Genomic DNA, 23,922 nt, shown 5'->3' on the forward strand with positions numbered 1-23,922 from the left:
CGTCACCGCCAGAGCGGCAAAAAAGGGACCCTCAGATGAGGATCCCTTTATGATTAAAAAATTGTGGGACAGCAGTGACCTTCGGGTGGTTTTTTTTGTGCCGAATACACCGTAATAAATTAGCCTCTAGCATTGTGTATATACGGGGACCAACTTCGGGTCATTGAGTTGGCTGGCCGGTGTAATGGTTTTTCGCTGCCAAGGCACAAACCCTAAATACCAGCAGCGCCAAAAGTTAACACTCGCTTGAGGGTTTTCTTGTAGTAATACTTCGAGGGTTTGGACTTTACCAATTTCGATGCCTAGGGCTTCTTTGAAAGTCAGGTGAACAAACTTTGAGCAGAACTGGCGTTTGGAATCGTATTTAAATCCCAAATGATAATAACGGCCCATTTTTTCTGCGGCGGCGTGTTTTAGTTTATCTACCTGGCTTGGGGTAAGGCCCTCTTTTACCCGCATCACACTGACTTCGTTATGGGTTGTTCTGGCGAGAAACTTTCGTAATGGGCAGCGTGTGACTTTAGGAACCGCGCTTTCGAGTACAAACCACTCATTATCTTCGCGTACTATAAAGCCCACATGGGATGTCCAGCTTCCTGTGCCTTTAGCAACTTGACGATAGAGGAAGCTATCAATAGATATAAAAATAATATCGCCTTCCTGCATGTTTTTTGTGACATCTTTTTCAAGTTTATCAAGCTGTTGCTTATCCATTTTTCCATCCTATATAAGGTTGTGGAGATTGAATTGCTCTCCGTTTCTGTTGGATTAAGTATTAAATTTATTAGTTAAAAACGGGATAGAATTTTAAAAAGTCGCATATATTGATACTTTCGGTGTGGTTTCTAAGGGAGGTTGGGTGCAAATAGGCTATAGGTAGGTAAAATGCCAACAATTCAGTCATCCTGACTATCAACCTAAAGAGGTAGGGCCCGTTCATTTATGCGTATTTTGTTATTGTCAGCGTACGATGCTGATAGCCATATCTATTGGCGTAAAGGGTTGGTTGCGCATCTGCCTGAACATCAGTGGACGGTGCTAACGTTACCGGGACGTTACTTTAGTTGGCGAATGCGTGGTAACAGTATGAGTTGGGCTTTCTCTGAATATGAGACCCTCTCTCAGCCTTATGATCTCGTTATTGCTACATCCATGACGGATCTGTCTGCATTACGAGGGTTTGTACCCTCGTTGGCTAACACGCCGACACTTGTGTATTTTCATGAGAATCAGTTTGCCTACCCCAGTTCAGGAAAAGAGTTTAAAAGTGTGGAACCTTGCATCTTGAATTTATATACGGCGTTGGCAGCGGATTATTGTTTATTTAATAGTGAATATAATCGACGCACGTTGTTGGAAGGGGCGAGGGCGTTACTCGGAAAACTGCCTGATCATGTTCCTGCGGGGTTACTCGAAAGGTTAGAGAAGCGTTCAGCGGTTATGCCTGTGCCGCTGAGTGAGGGTAGCTTTTTGCCCCACCGGCCAGAGACAACGCAATTTACTATGACCTGGAATCATCGCTGGGAGTACGATAAAAACCCTCAATTACTGCTCGATAGTATGGCACTGCTATGTGACGCTGGTGTCGCGTTTAAGCTTCATGTGGTTGGGCAGCAGTTTCGTAAGGTGCCTAAACAGTTTGATGCACTGCATACGCTGTTGGCGGAGAGACGCGGGCATTGGGGTTATATGCAGTCGCGTTCGGCTTATCAGCAGCTCTTGCAGCAATCAGATGTTGTGTTATCAACGGCGCTACATGATTACCAAGGCATTGCTGTACTTGAAGGGGCGGCGGCCGGAGCCTTACCGGTTGTGCCGGATAGGCTTGCTTATACTGAACTGTTTCCTGAGCGTTGCCGTTATAGTGAAGAGAAGGAAGCTGAGGCGTTGGCGTTGTTTTTAACCGAGTTGATTGGGCATAAAGCATCAGAGGGTAGGCTTGATGGGGTTGATGTCACTCATTTAAGCTGGACGGTAATGGCGGACCATTACCGTCGTATTATTCAGCAGGTTGCATCCGGTGAAAGGATTGATTAAAGGCGACGAGTATTAAATTTACGGCCTTTGATCTTTCCTTTGTTTAAGCGTTCTACCGCAGATCGAGCCACACTCGAATCGACCGCAACGTATGCTACATAATCGAGGACATTGATCTTACCCACTTGGCTGCCATCAATGCCGGCATCACCCGTCAGTGCACCGAGAATATCGCCTGGGCGTACTTTGTCTTTTTTACCGCCAGCGATGGATAGGGTGGTCATAGGTGGCTTGCTGGGCACAAAGTCTTCTTTCGGGCGGGGTAGAGGGCTCACTGTAAACTCAGTTTTTAGATACGCCTCAATGGCCGCTACTTTATAGGCCTCTGATGGCTGATAGAGGTTGAGGGCGATCCCTTGCTTACCTGCACGGCCAGTACGGCCGATACGGTGGGTGTGAACTTCAGCATCACGGGTAATGTCGTAGTTGATCACGCAGGGCAGTTCGTCAATATCAAGACCGCGGGCGGCAACATCCGTTGCAATCAAGAAAGAGCAGCTGCGATTAGCAAACTGCATCAGCACTTGGTCACGCTCTCTCTGCTCTAAGTCACCGTGTATTGCTCTTGCGCTATAACCCATCGCTTTTAGATGTTGTTGAACATCGTTACAGGTCTGCTTCATATTACAGAAAATAACGGCGAATTCAGGCTGATAGTTACTCATAATATCGGTCAGGTTATTGAGCTTATTCTCTTTGTTAATCTCAAAAAAGTATTGCTCGATCTGATTTTGACTATGGGTCGATTCAACTTCAACGGTAACTGGGTTTACCAGAATATCGGCGCTTAGTTTCGCAATCGATTTAGGGTAGGTCGCTGAAAATAAAAGTGTTTGTCGTTTACTGGGTGCATGGGAGATGATATCCCGAATATCGTCGGCAAAGCCCATGTCGAGCATACGATCGGCTTCATCTAAGACAACTGTATGGACTTGCTCTAAGCGTAAGGTTTTCTTGCGAAGGTGATCTTTAATGCGTCCTGGGGTGCCTACAACAATATGTGCACCATGCTCTAAAGAGCCAATCTGTGGCCCGATAGACTGCCCGCCACATAAAGTTAAAATCTTCACATTCTCTGTAAAGCGTGCAAGTTTACGCAACTCGTTAGCGACTTGGGTGGCAAGCTCACGGGTAGGGCAAAGCACTAGCGATTGTGTGGCAAAGTTCTTTGTCTTGAGTTTTAGTAGCGTGCCAATACCGAAAACAGCTGTTTTACCACTGCCAGTCTTGGCTTTGGCTATTAGATCCTTACCTGCAAGTAGTTCTGGTAATGCTTGCTCTTGAATCGCGGTCATATGCTGATATCCCAGACTGTCTAGGTTAGCAAGCATGGATTGGGGAAGGTCTAAACTGGAAAAACGGGTATTGGACACGGTAGGCTCATTTGGAAAGGGTAAAAGATAGAAGGATTATAAATCAAATTCGTCTGCTTCGTAGAAAAAAACGTGGCAAATTCGCATTAAGAGGGGAATTATCGATAAAACTGCCTACCGTTATAGCGGAGTTTAAGTGATTCGTTGTTTTCTATTCCCTTTATCAAGAAGTCCGCTTTTATTTTGCGTATACTCACTTCTGCATTTTATACGATGGTTTGGTAGAAAACATGAAGACACGATATGACGTTGTGATAGTGGGCGGTGGAATGGTTGGTGCAACCATCGCTTGTGCATTAGGCGATAGTAACCTGTCGGTTGCGGTTTTAGAGCATCAATATCCGCACGCTTTCAATAACGATCAGCCGCACGATCTTCGTGTATCGGCCCTCAGTATCGCGTCTGAAAATATCCTTCATAAGGTCGGTGCTTGGGAGGGGATAGTCTCTCGCCGGAGCTGTCCTTATCGTCGTATGAAAGTGTGGGAAATGAGTGAAGAGAAGGCCTCAACTGAGTTTGTATCTGACCATGTTGGGCGAGACCACTTAGGTCATATCGTTGAAAATCGTATTATCCAGTTGGCCTTACTCGAACGGTTGGCGCAGTTTGAAAACATAGATTTTATCTGCCCTGCGGGTATTGAGGCGATAGACTACGCACCGGGCAGCAGCATTATTCGTTTGCAGGGGGATCGTGAACTCGTTGCGCGTCTTTTGATTGCGGCTGATGGCGGTGAATCTAAAGTGCGTCAAGCGGCAGGCATTGGTGTTCACAAATGGGATTATGAGCAGAGTGCTCTAGTTGCTTCGGTGACGACGCATTATGGTCAGCAAGATATAACCTGGCAGCAGTTTACCCCCACAGGCCCTTTAGCCTTTCTTCCACTCTCAGGCAATCATGCTTCTTTGGTTTGGTATAACACGCCCGATAATATAAAGCGTTTAATGGCATTACCTGATGATCAGTTTATGGCCGAATTAATATTGGCCTTTCCTGACTGTTTAGGGAATATTGATCAACTCTTAGGGCGAGGAGCCTTTCCATTAAGGCGACAGCATGCACAGCAATATGTCCTCGAAAGTGTTGCCTTAGCCGGTGATGCTGCCCATATGATTCATCCTTTGGCGGGGCAAGGGGTTAATATTGGCTTGCTGGATGCGGCGGCTTTAGCGGAAACGATTTTGGTAGCGGCGAGAACGGGCGAAGATATCACTGAACTCGTGCTGTTGAAAGAGTATGAGCGTCAACGACGTCAGCATAATTTAATGATGATGCAGACCATGGATCTGTTTTACCGAGTATTTAGTAACCAGCGTGGGCCATTAAAGTTATTGCGTAATGTGGGATTAGGGTTGGCCGGTAAAGTCACGCCCGCGCGTAATAAAGTGATGCAGTTCGCAATGGGACTTGAGGGGCCATTGCCTGCGCTGGCTAAATTAGAATCAATTTAGTTAGGTGTTTTGTGCATAAAAAAAGCCGGTCAGGGCGACCGGCAAAGGATATAGGCTGAATTAACCAGCCAGAGTAGAGAAGCGGGATCGTAACGTGACCCCAAACGATCTATTCTTACTCAGCTGCTTTAGGCGCTGCAGGCTTACGTTTAGCTGGCGCTTTTTTCGCAGGTGCTTTCTTCGCAGGTGCAGCGGCCGCTGGAGTTGCTGCTGTCTTAGCCGCTGGAGCGGGTGTCGTTGCAGCCGGTGCTGCTTTAGCTTCTGGCGCAGGTTTTACGGCAGCAGTCGCTTCAGTGATAGCTGCGGTAGTTGCTTCAGTAGCTTCTGTTATAAATTTGTTGAAATCAGATACATAAGGCATCTCTTTGATGTCAGCTAGGCTTTTTTCTACAATCCCAGAAATCTCTTCTTTCGCTGTCGTTAATGCAGCAAGTTCTTTTTCAGCGACTGAAGTCATTTTTACTTCTAAGTTTTTGAAAAATTGAACCTGAAGCTCAATAGCGTCTTTAGCATCTTTAACTTCTGAAAGTGCTTTTAGCTGAGCAACGCTTGAATCAACAAAGTCTGTTACGTATTCAGACTGAAGGGAAAACAAAGTTTCCAACGCTTTTTTATTTACTTCAGCAACATCAATCGCTGGTTGCATTTTTTCCTGGACGTCTTTCATCAGATCATCATACATGTTCAATTCCTCTGAGAATCAAAAATTAACTTTGTGCGTTGCAGCATTTGTATTCAATATAGTGATTAATAAATAACCTGTCAAATATTTTTTTGTGCAATGCACAAAAAAAGACTGTTTTTTGCTCTTTCTATTTTTATCTCTTTATAAACAATTAGATAGGTAATTCAAGGTGCTTTTCTGTGGGGGGGGATTGGTTGCTATAATGGCTATTAGCGCCCCTCTTAGACCTTAGTTTATTAAAGAGAGGCGAAGAATTATGCCTACTTAAGCTGTTCAAGGTTGTTCATCGTGGCTAATAGTCATTACAATCAATCAATAGGGTAGAGTTTGCTGTGTTTATTGCGTCAAAGCAGGATGCTTTACCGGTTTTAAGCTTGTCAGTAACGGGATCAATTTTTTTCATGACAATTATTCAGACTGCTCCAACCCCGCATAAGACTTTCGAATTTATCCGTACAGAAATAATAGAATCACTCGGGATTGATGTTACAGAGTATCGTCATACCAAAACGGGGCTTGCGCATTACCATATAGCAGCTGACCATACTGAAAATGTTTTCTTAGTTGGCTTGCGTACAGTTCCAGAAGATTCTAAAGGTGTTGCACACATCTTGGAGCATACCGCTTTGTGTGGCAGTGAGCGGTTTCCTGTACGTGACCCATTTTTTATGATGACACGGCGCTCTCTAAATACTTTTATGAATGCTATGACGAGTAGTGACTGGACGGCTTATCCTTTTGCAAGTCAAAACCGTAAAGACTTTTATAATCTATTAGATGTATACCTTGATGCTGTTTTCTTTAGTCGCTTAGATCAATTGGATTTTGAGCAAGAGGGGCATCGTGTCGAGTTTGCTGAGCCGAATAACCCAGAGTCTGAACTAGAGTATAAAGGGGTTGTTTTTAATGAGATGAAAGGGGCGATGAGTGCTCCGGTTTCTCGCTTATGGCAGTCCGTTACTAAATACCTTTTTCCTACGACAACCTATCATCACAACAGTGGCGGGGAGCCTGAGAGCATTCCTGATCTGACGTACGATGAGCTTATTGCATTCTATAAGACCCATTACCATCCGAGTAATGCGGTTATTATGACCTTTGGTGATATTCCGGCTGCCGAACTACAGGCAGTTATTGAAGAGAAAGCACTCGCTCGGTTTGATAAGCTAGAAGAGAGCATTGAGATACATGATGAAAAACGTTACTACTCGCCACTACGTGTGGAAGAGGGATATGAGTTAGACCAAGAGGATACCTCAGGTAAAACCCATCATGTATTAGCATGGTTGTTAGGCCACTCGAATGACTTAGAGGAGCAGCTTAAGGCTCATTTAATGTCGAGGGTGTTGCTGGATAATAGTGCCTCGCCTCTTCGTTTTGCATTAGAAACTACTGAGTTGGGCAGTGCGCCATCACCCCTTTGTGGTTTAGAAGATTCTAATCGTGAGATGAGCTTTATGTGTGGCCTCGAAGGCAGCGAGCCGCAGGACGCTGATGCGTTTGAAGCATTAGTGCTTAGTGTATTAGCTGAGGTTGCTGAAAAGGGCGTCCCTGTTGCTATGTTGGAAGCCCAGTTGCATCAGCTGGAACTTCACCAACGTGAAATTAATGGTGATGGCTACCCTTATGGCATGAGTTTGTTGATGTCATCCCTAGGCGCCGCGATTAATCGTGGCGATCCTATCGCCTTACTTAATCTAGACCCTGTTTTAGAGAAGCTGCGTGAAGCCATTAAAGATCCTGACTTTATTAAAGGGATGGTCAGAGATCTGTTAGATAACCCCCATCGTGTGCGGTTAACGTTGCGTCCCGATAATAAATTAGCGGTGCAACGGGATGCGGCTGAAAAAGCTCACTTGGCTAAAATAAAAGCCAATCTAAGTGATGCGGAAAAACAGACAATTATTGATCGCGCTGCGGCGTTGGAAGCAAGACAGAATCAAGACGATGACGAATCGATTTTGCCTACAGTAACCTTAGCTGATGTGCCTGATGATCTGTCTGTACCTGAACCGACCGCTGTGGCGTCTTCATTGCCTTATGTTCGTTTTGACCGGGCAACCAATGGTTTGGTGTATCAGCAAGTGATTATTCAGCTGCCCGCGTTAGATCAAGATGAGCAGCACCTATTACCGTTATACAGCCACTTATTAACTGAGTTGGGATGTGGTGATCGAAGCTACCAGGAAAATCAGCAGTACCAAACAGAGGTAACTGGCGGGATTCACGCTTTTGCTTCGGTGCGTGGCATGCCGGATGATGAACAACATGTTAAAGGTTATTTTACGCTGTCAGGTAAGGCTCTAGTGTCTAAACAGGCGGAGCTGACAGATCTATTAAAAGAGACGTTAACCGGCGCTTGCTTTGATGAACAAGCACGTATAAAAGAGGTGGTATCGCAGCAGCGAACACGTAAAGAACAGGGCATTACGGGTCATGGGCATGCGTTAGCTATGATGGCGGCCGCTGCGAAAATGAGTCCTGCTGCGGCGCTTGCACAAGCGACCAAAGGGCTGGAATCGATACGCTTCTATAAGGCACTCGATGATGAGTTAAAGCAGGCTGAGGCACTTAACGCGCTGTCTGAACGTTTATCTCATTTGCATCAAAAAATTGCCCAAGCCCCTAGGCAGTTTTTAATGGTGGCAGAAGAGGAGCATCAAGATCAGCTGCAGCACTATTTAGAAACATGCTGGCAGTCGGTGGCAGCCTCATCTACCGATCTATTTAGTTTGCCGCCGCTAAGAGCACAGGTTAAGCAAGCGTGGGTTACGAGTACACAGGTGAGCTTCTGTGCCAAGGCGTTCGCTACGGTGCCGGTTGAACACCCAGATGCGGCTGCGTTGACGATCTTAGGTGATTTTTTACGTAATGGCTTTTTACATAGAGCTATACGTGAGCGTGGAGGGGCGTATGGATCAGGTGCTGGGCAAGATTCAGGTGAGGCGGCGTTTAGGTTCTTCTCATACCGTGATCCCCGCTTAACTGAAACCTTGGATGATTTTGATGCTTCGATTAAGTGGCTATTAGACACTGAGCATGACGAGCAGAAGCTGGAAGAAGCGATCCTAGGTGTAGTGAGCTCTATTGATAAGCCGGGCTCGCCTGCGGGTGAAGCCAAACAAGCCTATCATAGTAGTCTGTTTGGTCGTACACCTGAGCAGCGACGTAAGATTCGCTCGCGCATATTACAGGTAACGATTGATGATCTTAAGCGGGTCGCAAAAACCTACCTATTGGACGCCGAAGCCAGTGTGGCGGTTGTTACCAGTCAGGCTCAAGCGGAGACGTTGGGAACTGATTTTGAGATTATAGAGGTTTAAACCGCGCGCCACTTAGTTAAACTAGGTGGGTTAATGCTGGTTAAACCGTTATCTTTACACATAGCCCCTGACCTAGGGGCTTTTTTGTTTGGCCATCGATATGTCTACCAATCCTCTTTATCGCGGTGCGCTTTTTATTATCCTCTCTGAGTTTTTTTTAGTGCTCTCCGGGATGATTATTAAACAATTAACCGATGAACTCCCGACAGAAGTGATTGTACTAGCACGCAACCTTTTTGCTTTTTTGCTCTTACTCCCTTGGCTGTACCGTGTAGGTCTGCACCGCATTTATACTAACAATCTGCACTTACACGTCTCCCGTGCTGCGGTGGGTGTGACCGCAATGATGTGCCTTTACTATGCCTGGGGTCATCTACCTTTAGCTGAAGCGGCACTGATAAAACAAACTGCGCCTTTCTTTGTGCCGCTTATCGCTTTTTTTTGGTTGGGTGAACGTATTGATAAAATAGTCAAAATTGCCATATTTGTTGGTTTTATTGGCGTGTTTCTTGTTCTCAATCCTACTGGGCAAACGCTTAATATTGCAGTGTTAATTGCCTTGTTTGGTGCCATGCTCGGTGCGCTAGCCAAAGTTATTGTTCGGCGAATGAGTGTGAGCGAGTCGCCACAGCAGGTTGTTTTTTATTTTGCGCTGTTTAGCACGCTGTTGGCCTTTGTGCCTGCGGTACTCAACTGGACTACGCCCTCATTAACCGCTTGTGCGTGGTTGTTGTGTGTGGCGATAACCTCAACCATTGCTCAACTACTGTTAAGTAAAGGGTATGGTTTAGCGGCCGCAGGTCAATTGGGCACTTATACGTATTCGTCGGTTGTGTTTGCCGCGCTGTTTGGATGGTTATTCTGGCAAGAGGTGCTTGATCTAAATAGCATTATTGGTGTCGTTTTGATTGTTTTTGCGGGCGTAATGTCAGCGTTATCCCGTACAAAAAAACAACAGAAATTAGAGAGTTGAACAGAGAGTGTTCAATTTTTTTTAAACGGATTAATTTTTTTAACAAGATGCCAATAAAGTACTTGTAATCCTCTGTGGGAATGGTACTACTGTAAGTGTAGAGGGGATGTTGAAAGGCAGTTTAATGAGTCCCCTAATAGCAACATTGCATTAAGGATTTACACATGAACATTAAAATCACTCACCGCAATGCTAAAGTTTCTGACAGTATTAAAGATAAAATAGAAGCGTGGCTAAATAACAGTCAGGAGCGCTATGAAGTTATTACTAGCGCCCATGTAATTTTAGAAAAAAATGATCGCGAGGAGTTGGCTGAAGCAACAATCCATATTGCTGGCAAGGATCTATTTGCGAAAGCAAGCGCTGAGAATTTATATGCAGCATTGGATACATTAGCGGATAAAATTGATCGACAGTTAGATAAAATTCATCAGAAACATGTCAATAAAAAAGGTGTACAGAAACCTGCAACAGCGTCTGAAGAATCTGATGCCCTTGACGAAGATTATGATGAAGAAGAGATGACGATCGCACAATAAAACAGGTTATTTAGTAAAGAGTGCCCAGCGAAAGCTGGGCATTTTTGTTTCTGCCTGTTTATTTTTAAAGGGTAGGACGTGCGCTGTTAGCGCTTTTTTACTTTATGACTATTATTGTTTGGATAAGCATTCAAATAATGTAGGGCTATGCGCATTGTGCTAAATGCTTAAATTATGTTCCCGTAGTGACGCTTTATTTGGAGTGTTTAATGATGAACTCAACCTCTTTAGGTATCAAAATACTCAGTGCAAAAGAGGCGGGGTGGGAAACCGTTTACCCCATGTGGCAGCGTTTAACGGTTGAGCTGCCGACGTATCACTTTGCGCCATTCGGTCAACCGCTGCTAGAGGAGCAAAGCGTTAACCAGAAGGCAACCTTGCAAGGCTGTCTATCTAAGGAGGATGCGGAGGTTTTCATTGCCTGTGGTGATGGAGACACTGTCTATGGCACGTTATCGGTCGTGCGTAATCAGCAAAAAGGGTATGAATATCCAGACAGTGCGGTGTTGTTTAATTTATGGGTTGATCCCTCGATGCGGCGTAAAAAAATAGGGACCGTGTTGGTCGATCACGCCAAGCAGTGGCTGACGGCTCAAGGAGTAACATCGGTGCAAGTTGGCTGGCACCCAGATAACAGCGCAGCTGCTTTATTTTGGTGTAAACATGGGTTTCGTCAGTATGAATCTATCGCGGCTTGCGTACTGAGCGGATCGGATTAGCACTGATGGCTTGTGACCACATGATGGGTTATTTAAATAAATGTATATACATTGGTATGCTTTGAGAATACAAGTTATGCGCTATGTATATCAATGGTATGTGTGAAATCAAAAATTTCTTTTTTTTTATCGTCTAATTGGCTAATTGTCACAAAACTGTAATTACTCAGCGTAATAAATCCGTCATAATTCGCGCGCCTAAGCATTTTGTTGTTTGTGCACAAAAAAGTTTTCGATTCATTAAGGTGCGTTGTATGGTCTCCTCTAATAATCCATTTTTGCAGATGTTTGCACGTTCGCCGTTCAAACCTATGCAAGAACACATCGCTAAAGCGCAAGAATGTGCGATAGAACTGGTTCCTTTCTTTGAAGCTGTTATGGCTGACGATTGGGACAAAGCTAAAATAATTCAACAAAAGATCGCTGTGCTTGAAGGCGACGCCGATGCAATGAAGAAAGAGATTCGTCAGAATCTTCCGAAAAGCATTTTCCTTCCGGTGCCCCGTACCGACCTATTAGAAGTCTTAAGAATGCAAGACAAGATCGCCAACCGAGCTAAAGATATCTCAGGGGTGATGTTAGGTCGAAAGATGTCGGTTCCTGGCATTATTCAATCGGATATGACGGAGTATGTTCGCGTTGCACTCGCTACATCTGAACAAGCGTTAACCGCCCTTAATGAACTTGATGAGCTGGTCAATAGTGGCTTTGGTGGTCATGAAATAAATGTCATTGAAAAAATGATAGATAAGTTGGATGCACTAGAGCATCGAACTGATGAGCATGAAAGAGCGATCCGTGCGAAATTGTTTAGCATTGAAAAAGAATTGCCACCGATTGATGTCATGTTTCTGTATCAGGTAATTACCCAGATAGGTGATTTAGCTGATCGTGCCCAACAAGTAGGTAGCCGCTTGCAGCTACTTGTCGCTCGCTAACTCGGTAGGTTATTACAATGGACATTATTGCTCAGTACGGCGACATTATCGTTATTCTTGCATGTGTATTCGGTTTCTTTATGGCGTGGGGCGTAGGGGCAAATGATGTTGCCAATGCGATGGGAACGTCAGTAGGCTCCAGAGCATTAACGCTTAAACAAGCGATCATGATCGCCATTATCTTTGAATTTCTTGGCGCATACTTAGCGGGTGGTGCTGTAACAGCCACCATCCGTAAAGGGATCATTGACCCTAATTTATTAGCGGGTAACCCCGAACTATTAGTGTTTGGTATGTTATCGGCACTGTTGGCGGCGGGCATATGGCTACTCGTTGCTACGCATTTTGGTTGGCCTGTTTCTACAACGCACTCTATTGTCGGCGCTATTGTTGGCTTCGCAGCGGTGGGGATCTCTGTAGATGCAGTCAATTGGGGTAAAGTGACTAAGATTGTTGCAAGCTGGATAGTTTCACCGGTGACGGCGGGCTTGATCGCATTCTTCCTCTTTAGGAGTGTTCAGCGGCTGGTCTTAGATACAGATAATCCCTTTAAAAATGCTAAAAAATACATTCCCGGTTATACCTTTTTAGTCGGCTTCATGGTCGCTATGGTGACGTTCACTAAAGGCCTTAAGCATGTGGGGCTGGATTTTACATGGACAGAGAGTGCGTTGGCCTCGCTAGGTATTGCTGTCGTTGTCATGTTGATCGGTATGCAGATGCAAAAGCGTATCACACCGGATCCAGAAGCTGACCGCGACCATCATTTTGCCAGCGTTGAAAAGCTGTTTGGTATTCTTATGATGTTTACGGCGTGTGCGATGGCGTTTGCCCACGGCTCGAACGACGTTGCTAATGCGGTGGGTCCTCTTGCGGCGGTTGTTGGGGTTATTTCGGCAGGGGGGGAAGTGGCGCAAAAAACGGCGATGCCTGTATGGATCCTTCTACTGGGTGGTGCGGGTATTGTTGCCGGTTTGATTATGTATGGTCATAAAGTGATCGCAACGGTAGGTAGCAATATTACTGAGTTAACACCTAGCCGAGGCTTTGCTGCAACACTGGCGGCGGCAACAACGGTTGTCTTTGCGTCAGGCACGGGCTTGCCCATCTCAACAACCCATACATTAGTGGGTGCGGTATTGGGGGTTGGTTTAGCACGAGGCATGGCTGCACTAAATATGAGAATCGTAGGTACGATCTTTGTTTCTTGGGTTGTAACACTTCCCGCCGGTGCCGGTTTAGCTATCGTATTCTTCTTTATGTTTAAGGGGATGTTTAGCTAACGTTACGCGGTAATACTAAGCCCTGTAATCTAGATTACGGGGCTTTTTTTTATGTGTAACGAGAAAAAAGTGGTCGCAAAAACATCCTATTGATGTAAAATTTGTGCCCAATTTTTTGCTTTGGCTATACCTAAAATTCAACCAGTCTTATTCGGAAAAACAATGCATACAGTTGAGAAGATCGGCGGTACTTCAATGAGCCGCTTTGAGGAGTTGATGGATACTATCCTGGTCGGTAAACGTACTGCACCCGAGGAGCTGTATAACCGAATTTTTGTTGTATCTGCCTATGGCGGTATTACTAATTACCTTTTAGAGCATAAGAAAACAGGTGAGCCAGGTGTGTATGCCCGCTTTGCCAATGCGGAATCTGAACAAGCGTGGATTGACGAGCTAAATAAGGTTCAAGCCCGCATGGAAGAGATCAACGCAGAGCTTTTTGGTGAGGCTGAGTTTGAGCGTAACGCAGCTGATAGCTTTGTGATTGAACGCCTAAATGATGTGCGCGACTGCATGAAAAGCCTGCATCACTTATGTACGTACGGCCATTTTCAGTTAGAAGAACACTTAATGAAAGTGCGTGAGATGCTTGCGTCTATCGGCGAAGCGCACAGTGCTTATAACTCGGTACTTGCGCTACGTAAGGCGGGTATTAATGCGCGTTTCGTGGACCTGACGGGGTGGCATATGGATCAGCCGTTACCGTTTGAAGAGATGATCAAACAACAGTTTGCAGATGTTGATATTGCTAGCGAAATGCTGATAGCGACGGGGTATACCCACTGTGAAGAAGGGTTAATGAAAACCTTTGATCGCGGCTACAGTGAAATGACGTTTAGCATGATTGCTACTGTTACGGGAGCAAACGAAGCCATCATTCATAAAGAGTATCACCTCAGTTCAGCAGACCCTATGTTAGTAGGGACTGATAATGTGGTGACGATTGGTGCAACCAATTATGATGTGGCTGACCAGTTGTCTAATCTAGGTATGGAAGCGATTCACCCTAAAGCGGCCAAAGGCTTACGTCGCAATGGAGTGAAGCTGCGCATCAAAAATGCGTTTGAGCCTGAACATGAAGGCACCATTATTAGCCAGGAGTATCATAGCGATGCGCCTCGGGTTGAGATTATTGCTGGGCGCAAAGATGTTTTTGGTATCGAAATTTTTGACCAAGAGATGCTCGGTGACGCGGCTTATGATATTGAAATATCTAAACTGTTGGCTCAACTTAAGCTGTATGTGATTAATAAAGACGCCGATGCGAACAGCATTACCTATTATGTAGGTGGCTCTCGCAAAATGGTTAACCGTGCTGCACGTCTTATGGAAGATATGTACCCAGAAGGTCAGATCCGTTTACATAACTTGGCGATAGTCTCGGCTATTGGCTCACATATGAAAGTAAAAGGTATTCTGGCTCGAACCGTAAGCGCATTAGCTGAGGCGGGTATTAATGTAATGGCACTGCATCAGTCGATCCGTCAAGTGGAGATGCAGTGTGTTGTCTCTGATGAAGATTATGAGCAAGCGGTTATCGCGCTTCATGCCGCGTTGATTGAACCCCGCAACCCTTCCGTTACTTCGGCCGCCTAAGTCGTCGATAGAGGGTTGTAGATCAACATCGGTCAATAATGGGTGGTCAGCAGAGGGTTATTTTAGGAATAGATAATCCTCTGTTGTTTCTTCTATTTTTGTCCTGTTTACCTTAACCTTCAGTTGCTGCCTGATATGTGTCATGTTAATCAGCAGTTATAGACTGCCAGTGTTGATGAATAACGCATATCGAGTGATTTTATGCCGTCTAATCAGAATGATCAAAAGCAACAAGATATAAGCCCTGAAGCGAGAGAGCATTTTTACGATGTGTTATATGGTCGTCGTGATGTCCGTGGTCAGTTTCTTGCTGATCCAATCCCCGATACTGTATTAACAAATATTCTACATGCTGCCCACCATGCGCCGTCGGTAGGCTTGTCTCAGCCTTGGAACTTTATTCTTATTCGTGATCCAAAAAAACGTCAGCAGATTTATGAAGCTTTTGTGTCTGCGAACGATGAAGCGGCACTCATGTTTGAAGGCGATCGTCGTAACCAGTACCAAGCGTTAAAACTGCAAGGGATTCTTGATACTCCAATTAACGTGTGTATTACATGTGACCGTAAGCGTGGTGGGCCTGTTGTTTTAGGTAAGACCCATCAAGCCGAGATGGACTTATACAGTACTGTGTGTGCGGTCCAGAACTTTTGGTTAGCAGCCCGTGCTGAAAATGTAGGGGTTGGTTGGGTCTCTATTATTGAAAAAAGCACCCTCAGTGCGCTGTTAAATCTTCCCGATGGTGTGGTTCCGGTGGCTTACCTTTGTGTAGGCTATGTGTCTGAGTTTTTAAAAAAACCTGAACTCGAATTAGCCCATTGGGAAAAGCGGGCACAGCTAAATGATATGATTTTTACCGATGCCTGGGGGGAGACGTCGGCGTAGTGGGTGCATGCTCTTAAGGGTATATCACTTTTTGAACAGCGTTTTTCCTCCGTTTAGAGGCGATGCTCGATAGGTAAATCGGTTATTTTAGATCGATGGGCGTTTGTTGCTGGACTAAGGTTAGATAGGTCGGTAATGTGCTCGAAAATGAATAGTAAAATAGGAGTTAAATGATGGCTCGCGCAACTGCACGTCACATTCTGGTTGATACTGAAGAAAAATGTAACCAGCTTAAAGCTGAAATTGAGTCAGGCACTGACTTTGCTGATGCAGCAAAAAAACATTCCACTTGCCCATCAGGCGGTGAAGGCGGAGACTTAGGTTCGTTTGGTCGTGGCCAGATGGTACCTGAGTTCGATACAGCAGTATTTACGGGTGATGTAGGTGTTGTTCAAGGCCCTATTAAAACTCAGTTTGGCTATCACCTGCTTGAAGTGACAAGTCGAGAAGATTAAGCGCTATTTACAGTGCACTAAGAAGAGTATTGAGTCATCAGTGCTCTTTTTTTTTGGATAATTGACGGGATGGCCAGTGCAGTACTGGGTTGATAGCGTTAGCATAATAACCATATAAAAAATATGTTATGCCTGTGAGAGAGGAACTGGTATCGTAGGCGTGCATAGTGAGGCTGCCATTTAAAGATAACGAGTGGTATTGACGCGAATGATAGGGAAACGTTTTTATAAAATGGAATTGATTACGGCGGTCTTAATCATAGTGGTTCTGCTGGCGTTTGGCTTTTTGGCGATGACGTCAAAGGAAGGGCGTGCCATTGGCTTAGTCGAGGGGCGATTAGCACCTTGTACCTCTAAACCTAACTGTGTCTGTTCTGAATACCCCGAAGATGAAAGTCATTATGTTGCCCCCTTTGTTATTCCTCCCCATATCAAAGATGCTGAGTCCCTAAGTCGCCTGATCAAAGGCATTGTTGCTGAAAGTGGCGGTGATGTGCAGTTAGAGTCTTATACCTATCTATCGGCAACCTTTACCAGTCGGTTATGGGGCTTTGTCGATGATTTTGAAGTGCGGATTGATATGGATGCGAAGGAGATTAACGTGCGCTCGGCGTCCCGTGTAGGGGAGTCCGATCTTGGCGCCAATAAAAAACGGGTAGGGCGCTTTATGGCGTTACTTGAGAAACGTTTAGCGCCTTAATTGGTGCAACCAACCGAACCATAGATTCGGTTGGTATTTTGATCATTACCGTAGATAATTTTTGCTAATATCTCTGAACGTGTCCGTTCCTGACTTCTGTAGCCACTCAAAAGCAACCATCTCGCGACTCACCACATAGATACCGCATTGACGCATACGCTCTAATGCCAGCGCTTTGTCGTTTGGGTCACGGGATGAGATGCAATCCTCAACCACATAGACCTCTCGCGCCTGCTGTTTTAGCTGAATAGCTGTTTGTAATACACATACGTGTGCTTCCATACCGACAATAACAACTTGGTTTGGGCGAAGTGCATTGATTGTTTCATTGCATTGGGGCTCCGACATACAGGAGAAATGTACCTTCTCCATAACGCCCTTCGCCGGAATAAGCTCTGCAATTTCCGGTAGGGTGTGACCAATACCTTGTGGGTACTGTTCAGATGCAAGAATAGGGACGTTAACTTTTGCTGCGATCTCAGTTAACCAGCGGGTATTTTGGATGAGCTTGCTGGGTTCGTGGATGGCGGGAACCAGCTTTTCTTGAATGTCGATAATCAGTAGACATGATTTATTAGGATGGATCAGCATAATTAAGTCTCATGTAACGGTTACAGGTTAAAGCTCATCTGTTGCTTTTGTCGATTCAACTGAGTGCGTAGGAATAATCTTATCATCATGGGCATAAAAATGAGGCCAGTACTCTTTAACCACTGGACCATTTGACGCTAAAGTGTGGCAGGTATCTAACATAGGCGGTTTTTTGTCACCGTCTTGCCAAAAATTCTCAACCTGTTCCCGCTCCTGATGTGTTGCTTGGAATGCGGTCGTGGCGAGCGGCCCTAATAGTTCAAGCAGGTGAGTACAGCCGGAACGTCCAGAAAACAATGCTTTAGTTTTTGCAGTAAACCCTCGGGCTATCTGTAGTCCAATGAGTTGTTTGTAAGCCTCTGTAATCTCTTTACAGCCATTAAAGGGGGTGTAATCCATTGATGAGACGGCATCGAGAATATGTAGGTCCATATCGATTGTGATGCGGATAGACATACCGTGCAAAGGCTCACCCGGTGGGATAACGCCATTGTCTCTGTCTTTGTAATCCATTGGGAACGTTTTTGTATCGATGAGGTGTGCTTCGATATCCCATAGGCCGTCATCACGTTTGAAGCCTTCACAGATAACGCGACGGGTATGTTTTAAGGAGCGAGCAGAGGCAGTAGGTAATGGCATAGTAAATAGATAGACACTGTATTTTGCGGTTTGACAGCGGGTAAGCGACTGTTTGAGGAAACGTAGAGCGCAATTTTAAAACTTATTTAGAACGAGAGCATTATAAACTTTGGAATAAGGGCAGGGGCCATAAAAAAGGCAACACACTGTTGCCTTAATTAAGAGGATAAACGCTGATGTAAGTAACAGCGGCTATTCGTACATGGCTTGCATCGACTCTTGTGTCCACTCTAAGCTTGTACGGTAGGCTTTATCGTAAATATTACCGTCTAGGTCAGAGGGTAATAAATCCCAGTCACCATTTTCATAATTGACAACGTTACGTAGCACTTGACCAATAGGGCCTTGGCCTAAACTAACCGCCTCTTTTATGTCATCTCCTAAGGGCACTTGTTCTAGCATGGTCTCGCGCTCTATATCGAGCATCGCATGTAGACCTGACATCATACCCGCCATAAAGTAACTGCCATGATTGGTTAACTTTGCTGCACGGGCGACCTCTTCACACATACGGCCACGTATCAGCAAGCTTCTAGCGAGTTCTTCAGGTTTATCTTGGTTGGATGACATTGCAATCAATGTTGCCCATTTTTTCACTTGTTCTAAACCTAAAAGAACGATGGCTTCTGCGATGGACTCAACCTGTCGCACTAAGCTATAGCCGGCTGAGTTCACTATACGTAGAAGCTTATAGGTTAAGGCGGGGTCTCTAATGATGAGCTCTTCTAGTCGTTCGGGCGTTGCTTTTGTGCTTTGTAACTCTTGTATGAGCTGCATTAAAGCCACTTGGCTGCCCTGTATTTTTTTGCCTTTAACGACCTTAGGTTTACTGAGGAAGTGACCTTGGAAGAGTTTGAAGCCTAATTCAATGCAGCTTTCTAACTGTTCATGGGTTTCAATTTTTTCTGCCAGCAGGGTCACTTTATGTCTTTTTAGTTCGTTTACCTGCTGACGAACTTCGTCCATGCTTAACGCATCTATATCAATTTTTACAATATGCGCCAGTTTTAGTAGGCCATCGTATTTAGGTGCGTATACAAAGTCATCCATCGCTATTCTATAGCCTTCAGAATGCAGTTTTTGTACGGCGTTCACAACCTCTTCATCGGGTTCGATATCTTCAAGTATCTCGAGAACAATATATTTTTTAGATACTTCAGGAAGCCGCTGCTCTACTAATATATCGCGTGTAAGATTGATAAAAGCAGGGACTCGCTTGACCTCACCGGCGTCAGAAATACTGGTATACGCATTAAGTATGACTTCACTGGTCGCTTCAGAATTTGCAAATAGTGCATGGCTCTGGGCATCTTCAGTCCGGTATAACAACTCATAAGCTATAACTTTTTGATTCCGGTCAAAGATGGGCTGTCTAGCCATTAAAACTTGTGAATTTTCTATTTGATCCATAAAAGTAGGTCATCCCTATCAATAAGCAGAATATGATCAGTATATCTCTATAGTGTAGCGCGGTAATTGGTGATACAAGAAAAATTATTGCGCTTTATTTCTTTTAAGCTAAATAAGACGCCATGCAGTATAATATGGGACTTTAATTTTTTCAGGGTTTGTTGATGAGTATAAATTGGTTTCCGGGGCATATGCACAAAGCTCGGAAAGAGATTGCGAGTGTAATGGATGAAGTGGACGTGATTATCGAGGTGATCGATGCTCGCTTGCCACAATCGAGTGAAAACCCGTTGGTTGATACTCTTCGCAAAGGCAAACCTAGGTTAAAGCTGCTGAATAAAAGTGATTTAGCAGACGATAAGCGGACGGCGGAGTGGCTTGAATATTTTAATAGTCTGCCTGAAACCACCGCGATGTCGTTAGATTATACCCAGAAAAAGTTGATCAACCGTATTACCGACATCTGTAAGCAGATGGTACCGTCGCGTTCAAATTCAGATCGCCCTGTACGTGCCATGATTATGGGGATTCCCAATGTGGGGAAATCCACGTTAATTAATGCATTGTTGGGCAGAAAGATTGCGAAAGTGGGTAATGAACCGGCAGTGACTAAAAGTCAGAAGCGTTTTACCACAAAAAATGGCATGGCGTTGTCAGATACACCGGGGATTTTGTGGCCAAAAATAGAAGATAAAGACTCCGGTTATCGTTTAGCTGCAAGTGGTGCCATCAAAGATACGGCGATAGAGCATGAAGATGTGGCGCTCTTTGCGGCGGGTTTTCTGCGTAGCGATTATCCGGAACGATTAATGGAGCGCTTTAAGTTTAAAGAGATGCCTGCGATCGCTGATGAGGTGCTTGATGAAATCGGTCGTCGCCGAGGCTGTCTTCGTCCCGGTGGTATTGTTGATCGGAATAAAGCCTCAACGTTACTTCTCAATGAGTTACGTTCAGGTAAATTGGGCAAAATTAGTTTTGAAACGGTTGGGGAGTGGACGGAAAAACGTCGCATTGCTGAACTAGAACGAATAGAAGCTGAGGCGCTGGCCGCTGAAAGTGAAGGTAAAAAATAAATGGCACGTATTAAGAAAAGTCGTAAAGCTAAAGGGTTTATTGATGACTCGGGCCCAAACCGTAGAGAACGCTTAGCTGATCCTGAGAGTTATGATAGCCGTCGTCGCAAAGCATTAGAGAAGAAAAAGCGCCATCAGTCTGTCTATGAAAAGGAAAAAGCACAAAGTGACGAAGGTCAAAGTGCTCAAGAGCAGCGCAAAACACGGCTCGCAGATAAGATTCGTAAATTGAATAAAGAGAAGGCTAAGGTGGATTAATCTCCTTCGTTTTTAGAACAGCAAAACGCACAGGGTTTGAAGCGCATCATGCATTCAAGCCCTGTGCGTTTTTTTATGTTTTTAGCGTAGAAAAGTTGCCCAATAGAGCGCGCTCTTCTACGTTTAGAGAGGTAGTCACACTCTTTGCTCTAAAAAGGCGTTTTTATTATGGCACATTCACCCGTTCAATCGGCGGGCAATTCCCCCGCTAAAACTGCATTAACGGCCGGTCAGACTTATGCTTGGTGTGCATGCGGACGTTCAGCCACTCAGCCTTTCTGCGATGGCTCGCATCAAGGTACAGGCATTGACCCCGTTGTTTTTACGGCAGAAGCCGACGCTGATGTGTGGTTATGTTTGTGTAAGCGTACTCACTCTGCACCTACATGTGATGGTAGCCACAAAAAACAACCAGGTAATGAGTGATATGCTAGACTAGCGCGCTTTAAATCTTCGCTAATCGGAGTGAGTTCAGGAGTGAGTGCGTTGCTGTATGATGTTGTAATTATCGGTGCTGGTGCATCGGGTTTGATGTGTGCCGCAACGGCGGGGTATCGAGGTCGGTCAGTACTGGTTCTGGAACACACCGCAAAAGTGGGGCGTAAAATTCTCATGTCGGGCGGTGGCCGTTGCAACTTTACTAACATGCATAATACGCATGCTAATTTCATCTCTCAGAATCCCCACTTTTGTAAATCCGCCTTAAGCCGTTATACGGCACAAGATTTTATCGATTTAGTGGACCGCCACGGTATCGAATACCATGAGAAGACCTTAGGTCAGCTGTTCTGTAATGAGTCGAGTAAAGAGATTCTGCAGCTCTTATTGACTGAGTGTGAGTGGGCGGGTGTTGAGATCAAAACAGACACGGCGGTTAGTGCTGTCCTGCAAACGGATAAAGGCTTTTCGCTGACCACTGCCCAAGGGAAAATAGAGTGTCAGTCCGTTGTCGTTGCAACGGGTGGTCTCTCTATACCGAATGGGGGCGCGACAAGTTTTGCCTACGATCTTGCTGAGCAGTATTCATTAAATGTACTGCCCCGTACGGCGTCGTTAGTGCCTTTTACCTTGCAGCCTAAAGATAAAGAGGTGTTGAAAGAGCTGTCGGGGGTCTCCCATTTGATCAAAGCCAGTGTTATTGATCAGCATGGCGTAAAAACCAGCTTTGTTGAGATGATGCTATTTACCCATCGCGGGCTCAGTGGCCCCGCCATACTTCAAATCTCAAACTACTGGCAGCCGGGTGATGAAGTGGAGTTGGATCTATTTCCTGAGTTTGACCTGCTTGAGTGGCTTCGAGCGCAGCGTGAGTCTCGCCCTAAAGCGGAAATAACTACAATTATGGCCCAGCAGATGAGCAAGCGTATGGCGCAAATTTTATGTGCCAAGTTTGAATTAGCGGGTGTGATGGGCTCGTTTTCTAACAAACAACTGGAGGCGATTAATGCAGCCTTCCGCGGTTGGATCATCAAGCCATCAGGTACAGAAGGTTATCGTACTGCAGAGGTGACGCTTGGCGGTATTGATACCGATGAGATCAATCAAAAAACCATGGAAGCTAAAAATACGCCGGGGCTCTTCTTCATTGGAGAGTGCTTAGATGTCACCGGGCACCTGGGTGGTCATAACTTTCAATGGGCTTGGGCATCGGGCTTTGCCGCAGGCCAAGTGGTTTAGCGCTTCCCGTTACCTTGACATAATCTACTCTTCTATCGCGTCCCTATTGGGGCGCTTTTTATATCTATCATGGTCATTCCAACCGCGACTTATCGCAGCGATGCGCATCCCCCTGGTAGCGGCGGAATTAACCTGAGACCTGTCGTGTACGGGGGTAGCTATCCGCTACCTATCGTCCACGGGCTAGGTTCGCTCACCTGAATTTTCTCCGTCTGCTGTTAATTAGATATACCGCTTGTTTTTTTGCATATGAGTCATTCTGAGTGCTTTTTATACAATGTGCGTTTTTGTGTGCCAACAGCATTGAAACAAAGTGTAGCACCGACTGTGTCAGCTTCTTTTGTTAACGAACAGAACACGGCTTTATTGATTTATAAATCAATATAAAACAATGACTTATATTGGTTTTTCTTATGTGGCATGACGTTTGCCTTGGATACGGTAGATGTTATTGCGTTGTTAAACAGTATTGATTATTTGGGAGCTTGAGATGATACCTAGCCAAGAACAAGAAAAATGGATGTATAAACACATGCTCATTAGCCGTTTTTTTGAAGAAGCTATTGAGAAGATTTACATGGAGGGCAAAACTCCAGCTTTTAATATGGCCAATGGTCCGATCCCTGGTGAAATGCACCTTTCTAACGGTCAAGAGCCGTGTGCTGTCGGCGTGTGTGCCCACCTAACTGCTGAGGATGTTGTTACATCTACTCACCGTCCCCACCATGTTGCGATAGCTAAAGGTGTTGATCTTAAGGGGATGGCTGCTGAGATATTTGGTAAGAAAACAGGATTAAGTGGTGGTCGTGGCGGCCATATGCATATTTTTGATCCGGCGGTTAATTTCTCCTGCTCTGGCATTATTGGTCAAAGTGTCGGTCCTGCGGTCGGTGCCGCTCTGTCACGCGTCATGCAGCAGAAAAGCGGTATTGCCGTTGCTTACTTAGGTGAAGGCGCAGCGAACCAAGGCGCTTTCCATGAGGCCCTGAACATGGCGGGTGTTTGGAAATTACCTGTTATTTTTATTATTGAAGATAATTCCTGGGGTATCTCGGTCTCTAAACGTGCAAGTACAGCTATTGAGCGTAACTCCGACCGTGCCTCTTCCTATGGTATGCCGGGTGAATTTATTCCCGGTAATGACCCAATCGCAATTTTCAAGACGGTTGGTTTAGCTGTCGACCGTGCTCGTAGCGGTCTAGGCCCAACGTTAATCGAAATTGAAACCTCGCGCCTTGCTGGCCACTTCATGGGTGATGGTGAAGCTTACCGTCCCGCTGGTGAAAAAGAAGCGTTACTGAAAGTCGATCCCATTCC

General features: G+C 45.2%; 23 protein-coding genes. 17 read left to right on the plus strand and 6 right to left on the minus strand.

Annotated elements, in window-relative coordinates; all coding sequences use genetic code 11:
• Window positions 1-126 precede the first annotated feature (126 nt).
• A complete protein-coding gene (locus A3773_RS16225; RefSeq protein ID WP_067988399.1) occupies window positions 127-714 on the minus strand; it encodes a YiiX/YebB-like N1pC/P60 family cysteine hydrolase in 588 nt (195 codons plus the stop codon).
• 228 nt (window positions 715-942) lie between these two features.
• On the opposite strand from A3773_RS16225, the gene A3773_RS16230 reads away from it, so the two are divergent.
• Window positions 943-2,037 (plus strand): tRNA-queuosine alpha-mannosyltransferase domain-containing protein, encoded by a 1,095-nt coding sequence (locus A3773_RS16230; protein ID WP_067988402.1) that lies wholly within the window; start codon window positions 943-945, stop codon window positions 2,035-2,037.
• Here A3773_RS16230 and dbpA read toward each other — a convergent pair.
• Entirely contained in the window at window positions 2,034-3,410 is a 1,377-nt protein-coding gene (dbpA, locus tag A3773_RS16235) for an ATP-dependent RNA helicase DbpA (RefSeq protein ID WP_075109602.1), read from the minus strand. The two genes, A3773_RS16230 and dbpA, sit on opposite strands and share 4 nt — an antisense overlap.
• 230 nt (window positions 3,411-3,640) lie before the next feature.
• Between dbpA and A3773_RS16240 the strand changes: the two genes are divergently transcribed.
• On the plus strand, window positions 3,641-4,861 hold the full coding sequence (locus A3773_RS16240; RefSeq protein ID WP_067988411.1) for a UbiH/UbiF/VisC/COQ6 family ubiquinone biosynthesis hydroxylase: 1,221 nt from the start codon (window positions 3,641-3,643) through the stop codon (window positions 4,859-4,861).
• 115 nt (window positions 4,862-4,976) lie between these two features.
• On the opposite strand, the gene A3773_RS16245 is transcribed toward A3773_RS16240, so the two are convergent.
• Complete coding sequence (locus A3773_RS16245) at window positions 4,977-5,543, minus strand: phasin family protein (RefSeq protein WP_067988414.1); 567 nt, start codon at window positions 5,541-5,543, stop codon at window positions 4,977-4,979.
• A 404-nt stretch (window positions 5,544-5,947) separates the two neighbouring features.
• Here A3773_RS16245 and A3773_RS16250 point away from each other — a divergent pair, with 404 nt between their 5' ends.
• The 10 genes from A3773_RS16250 to A3773_RS16295 all read left to right on the plus strand — a co-directional run bounded on the left by A3773_RS16250 (window position 5,948) and on the right by A3773_RS16295 (window position 16,957).
• Complete coding sequence (locus A3773_RS16250) at window positions 5,948-8,869, plus strand: insulinase family protein (RefSeq protein WP_067988468.1); 2,922 nt, start codon at window positions 5,948-5,950, stop codon at window positions 8,867-8,869.
• Window positions 8,870-8,969: 100 nt separating this feature from the next.
• Window positions 8,970-9,842: a DMT family transporter gene (locus A3773_RS16255; protein ID WP_067988417.1), complete on the plus strand. Its 873-nt coding sequence runs from the start codon at window positions 8,970-8,972 to the stop codon at window positions 9,840-9,842.
• 164 nt (window positions 9,843-10,006) lie between these two features.
• Window positions 10,007-10,381, plus strand: coding sequence for a ribosome hibernation-promoting factor, HPF/YfiA family (gene hpf / locus A3773_RS16260; RefSeq protein WP_067988422.1), 375 nt, complete (start codon window positions 10,007-10,009; stop codon window positions 10,379-10,381).
• Between the two features lie 209 nt (window positions 10,382-10,590).
• Window positions 10,591-11,100: a GNAT family N-acetyltransferase gene (locus tag A3773_RS16265; protein WP_067988426.1), complete on the plus strand. Its 510-nt coding sequence runs from the start codon at window positions 10,591-10,593 to the stop codon at window positions 11,098-11,100.
• A gap of 254 nt (window positions 11,101-11,354) precedes the next feature.
• Window positions 11,355-12,038: a TIGR00153 family protein gene (locus tag A3773_RS16270; RefSeq protein WP_067988429.1), complete on the plus strand. Its 684-nt coding sequence runs from the start codon at window positions 11,355-11,357 to the stop codon at window positions 12,036-12,038.
• A 17-nt stretch (window positions 12,039-12,055) separates the two neighbouring features.
• Window positions 12,056-13,321, plus strand: coding sequence for an inorganic phosphate transporter (locus tag A3773_RS16275; protein WP_067988433.1), 1,266 nt, complete (start codon window positions 12,056-12,058; stop codon window positions 13,319-13,321).
• 162 nt (window positions 13,322-13,483) lie between these two features.
• Window positions 13,484-14,917, plus strand: coding sequence for an aspartate kinase (locus A3773_RS16280; RefSeq protein ID WP_067988437.1), 1,434 nt, complete (start codon window positions 13,484-13,486; stop codon window positions 14,915-14,917).
• A gap of 201 nt (window positions 14,918-15,118) precedes the next feature.
• A complete protein-coding gene (gene bluB / locus A3773_RS16285) occupies window positions 15,119-15,802 on the plus strand; it encodes a 5,6-dimethylbenzimidazole synthase (protein WP_067988440.1) in 684 nt (227 codons plus the stop codon).
• A 173-nt stretch (window positions 15,803-15,975) separates the two neighbouring features.
• Complete coding sequence (locus A3773_RS16290; RefSeq protein WP_067988442.1) at window positions 15,976-16,257, plus strand: peptidylprolyl isomerase; 282 nt, start codon at window positions 15,976-15,978, stop codon at window positions 16,255-16,257.
• Window positions 16,258-16,489: 232 nt separating this feature from the next.
• The gene (locus A3773_RS16295; protein WP_075109603.1) at window positions 16,490-16,957 is read left to right on the plus strand and encodes a DUF1499 domain-containing protein; all 468 of its coding nucleotides are present in this window, start codon (window positions 16,490-16,492) and stop codon (window positions 16,955-16,957) included.
• A gap of 45 nt (window positions 16,958-17,002) precedes the next feature.
• Here the strand turns inward: A3773_RS16295 and A3773_RS16300 are convergent, their stop codons facing one another.
• The 3 genes from A3773_RS16300 to A3773_RS16310 form a co-directional block, all read right to left on the minus strand.
• The gene (locus A3773_RS16300) at window positions 17,003-17,548 is read right to left on the minus strand and encodes a hydrolase (RefSeq protein ID WP_067988448.1); all 546 of its coding nucleotides are present in this window, start codon (window positions 17,546-17,548) and stop codon (window positions 17,003-17,005) included.
• Between the two features lie 27 nt (window positions 17,549-17,575).
• Window positions 17,576-18,187, minus strand: coding sequence for a DUF2889 domain-containing protein (locus A3773_RS16305; protein WP_067988451.1), 612 nt, complete (start codon window positions 18,185-18,187; stop codon window positions 17,576-17,578).
• 192 nt (window positions 18,188-18,379) lie between these two features.
• Window positions 18,380-19,597 carry an EAL and HDOD domain-containing protein gene (locus tag A3773_RS16310; RefSeq protein WP_067988454.1) on the minus strand — a complete coding sequence of 406 codons (1,218 nt, stop codon included), beginning with the start codon at window positions 19,595-19,597 and terminating at the stop codon, window positions 18,380-18,382.
• 164 nt (window positions 19,598-19,761) lie between these two features.
• On the opposite strand from A3773_RS16310, the gene ylqF reads away from it, so the two are divergent.
• The 5 genes from ylqF to A3773_RS16335 all read left to right on the plus strand — a co-directional run.
• Window positions 19,762-20,670 (plus strand): ribosome biogenesis GTPase YlqF, encoded by a 909-nt coding sequence (ylqF, locus tag A3773_RS16315; RefSeq protein WP_067988456.1) that lies wholly within the window; start codon window positions 19,762-19,764, stop codon window positions 20,668-20,670.
• A complete protein-coding gene (locus A3773_RS16320; RefSeq protein WP_067988459.1) occupies window positions 20,671-20,928 on the plus strand; it encodes a hypothetical protein in 258 nt (85 codons plus the stop codon).
• A 168-nt stretch (window positions 20,929-21,096) separates the two neighbouring features.
• Window positions 21,097-21,354: a CDGSH iron-sulfur domain-containing protein gene (locus A3773_RS16325; RefSeq protein WP_067988462.1), complete on the plus strand. Its 258-nt coding sequence runs from the start codon at window positions 21,097-21,099 to the stop codon at window positions 21,352-21,354.
• 60 nt (window positions 21,355-21,414) lie between these two features.
• Entirely contained in the window at window positions 21,415-22,605 is a 1,191-nt protein-coding gene (locus tag A3773_RS16330; RefSeq protein ID WP_075109604.1) for a BaiN/RdsA family NAD(P)/FAD-dependent oxidoreductase, read from the plus strand.
• 490 nt (window positions 22,606-23,095) lie between these two features.
• Window positions 23,096-23,922, plus strand: an 827-nt coding sequence (locus A3773_RS16335) for a thiamine pyrophosphate-dependent dehydrogenase E1 component subunit alpha (RefSeq protein WP_067988465.1), incomplete at its 3' end; no start/stop codon positions are given.

The sequence above is a fragment of the Neptuniibacter pectenicola genome (assembly GCF_001597735.1).
In the GTDB taxonomy this organism is placed as follows: Bacteria; Pseudomonadota; Gammaproteobacteria; order Pseudomonadales; family Balneatricaceae; genus Neptuniibacter; species Neptuniibacter pectenicola.

Excerpts from the sequence above, each read along its gene's own strand:
- A3773_RS16225 (WP_067988399.1), bottom strand. The coding sequence starts at position 714 with ATGGATAAGCAACAGCTTGATAAACTTGAAAAAGATGTCACAAAAAAC.
- A3773_RS16230 (WP_067988402.1), top strand. The coding sequence starts at position 943 with ATGCGTATTTTGTTATTGTCAGCGTACGATGCTGATAGCCATATCTAT.
- A3773_RS16240 (WP_067988411.1), top strand. The coding sequence starts at position 3,641 with ATGAAGACACGATATGACGTTGTGATAGTGGGCGGTGGAATGGTTGGT.
- A3773_RS16245 (WP_067988414.1), bottom strand. The coding sequence starts at position 5,543 with ATGTATGATGATCTGATGAAAGACGTCCAGGAAAAAATGCAACCAGCG.
- A3773_RS16250 (WP_067988468.1), top strand. The coding sequence starts at position 5,948 with ATGACAATTATTCAGACTGCTCCAACCCCGCATAAGACTTTCGAATTT.
- A3773_RS16255 (WP_067988417.1), top strand. The coding sequence starts at position 8,970 with ATGTCTACCAATCCTCTTTATCGCGGTGCGCTTTTTATTATCCTCTCT.
- hpf (WP_067988422.1), top strand. The coding sequence starts at position 10,007 with ATGAACATTAAAATCACTCACCGCAATGCTAAAGTTTCTGACAGTATT.
- A3773_RS16265 (WP_067988426.1), top strand. The coding sequence starts at position 10,591 with ATGATGAACTCAACCTCTTTAGGTATCAAAATACTCAGTGCAAAAGAG.
- A3773_RS16270 (WP_067988429.1), top strand. The coding sequence starts at position 11,355 with ATGGTCTCCTCTAATAATCCATTTTTGCAGATGTTTGCACGTTCGCCG.
- A3773_RS16275 (WP_067988433.1), top strand. The coding sequence starts at position 12,056 with ATGGACATTATTGCTCAGTACGGCGACATTATCGTTATTCTTGCATGT.
- A3773_RS16280 (WP_067988437.1), top strand. The coding sequence starts at position 13,484 with ATGCATACAGTTGAGAAGATCGGCGGTACTTCAATGAGCCGCTTTGAG.
- bluB (WP_067988440.1), top strand. The coding sequence starts at position 15,119 with ATGCCGTCTAATCAGAATGATCAAAAGCAACAAGATATAAGCCCTGAA.
- A3773_RS16290 (WP_067988442.1), top strand. The coding sequence starts at position 15,976 with ATGGCTCGCGCAACTGCACGTCACATTCTGGTTGATACTGAAGAAAAA.
- A3773_RS16295 (WP_075109603.1), top strand. The coding sequence starts at position 16,490 with ATGGAATTGATTACGGCGGTCTTAATCATAGTGGTTCTGCTGGCGTTT.
- A3773_RS16300 (WP_067988448.1), bottom strand. The coding sequence starts at position 17,548 with ATGCTGATCCATCCTAATAAATCATGTCTACTGATTATCGACATTCAA.
- A3773_RS16305 (WP_067988451.1), bottom strand. The coding sequence starts at position 18,187 with ATGCCATTACCTACTGCCTCTGCTCGCTCCTTAAAACATACCCGTCGC.
- A3773_RS16310 (WP_067988454.1), bottom strand. The coding sequence starts at position 19,597 with ATGGATCAAATAGAAAATTCACAAGTTTTAATGGCTAGACAGCCCATC.
- ylqF (WP_067988456.1), top strand. The coding sequence starts at position 19,762 with ATGAGTATAAATTGGTTTCCGGGGCATATGCACAAAGCTCGGAAAGAG.
- A3773_RS16320 (WP_067988459.1), top strand. The coding sequence starts at position 20,671 with ATGGCACGTATTAAGAAAAGTCGTAAAGCTAAAGGGTTTATTGATGAC.
- A3773_RS16325 (WP_067988462.1), top strand. The coding sequence starts at position 21,097 with ATGGCACATTCACCCGTTCAATCGGCGGGCAATTCCCCCGCTAAAACT.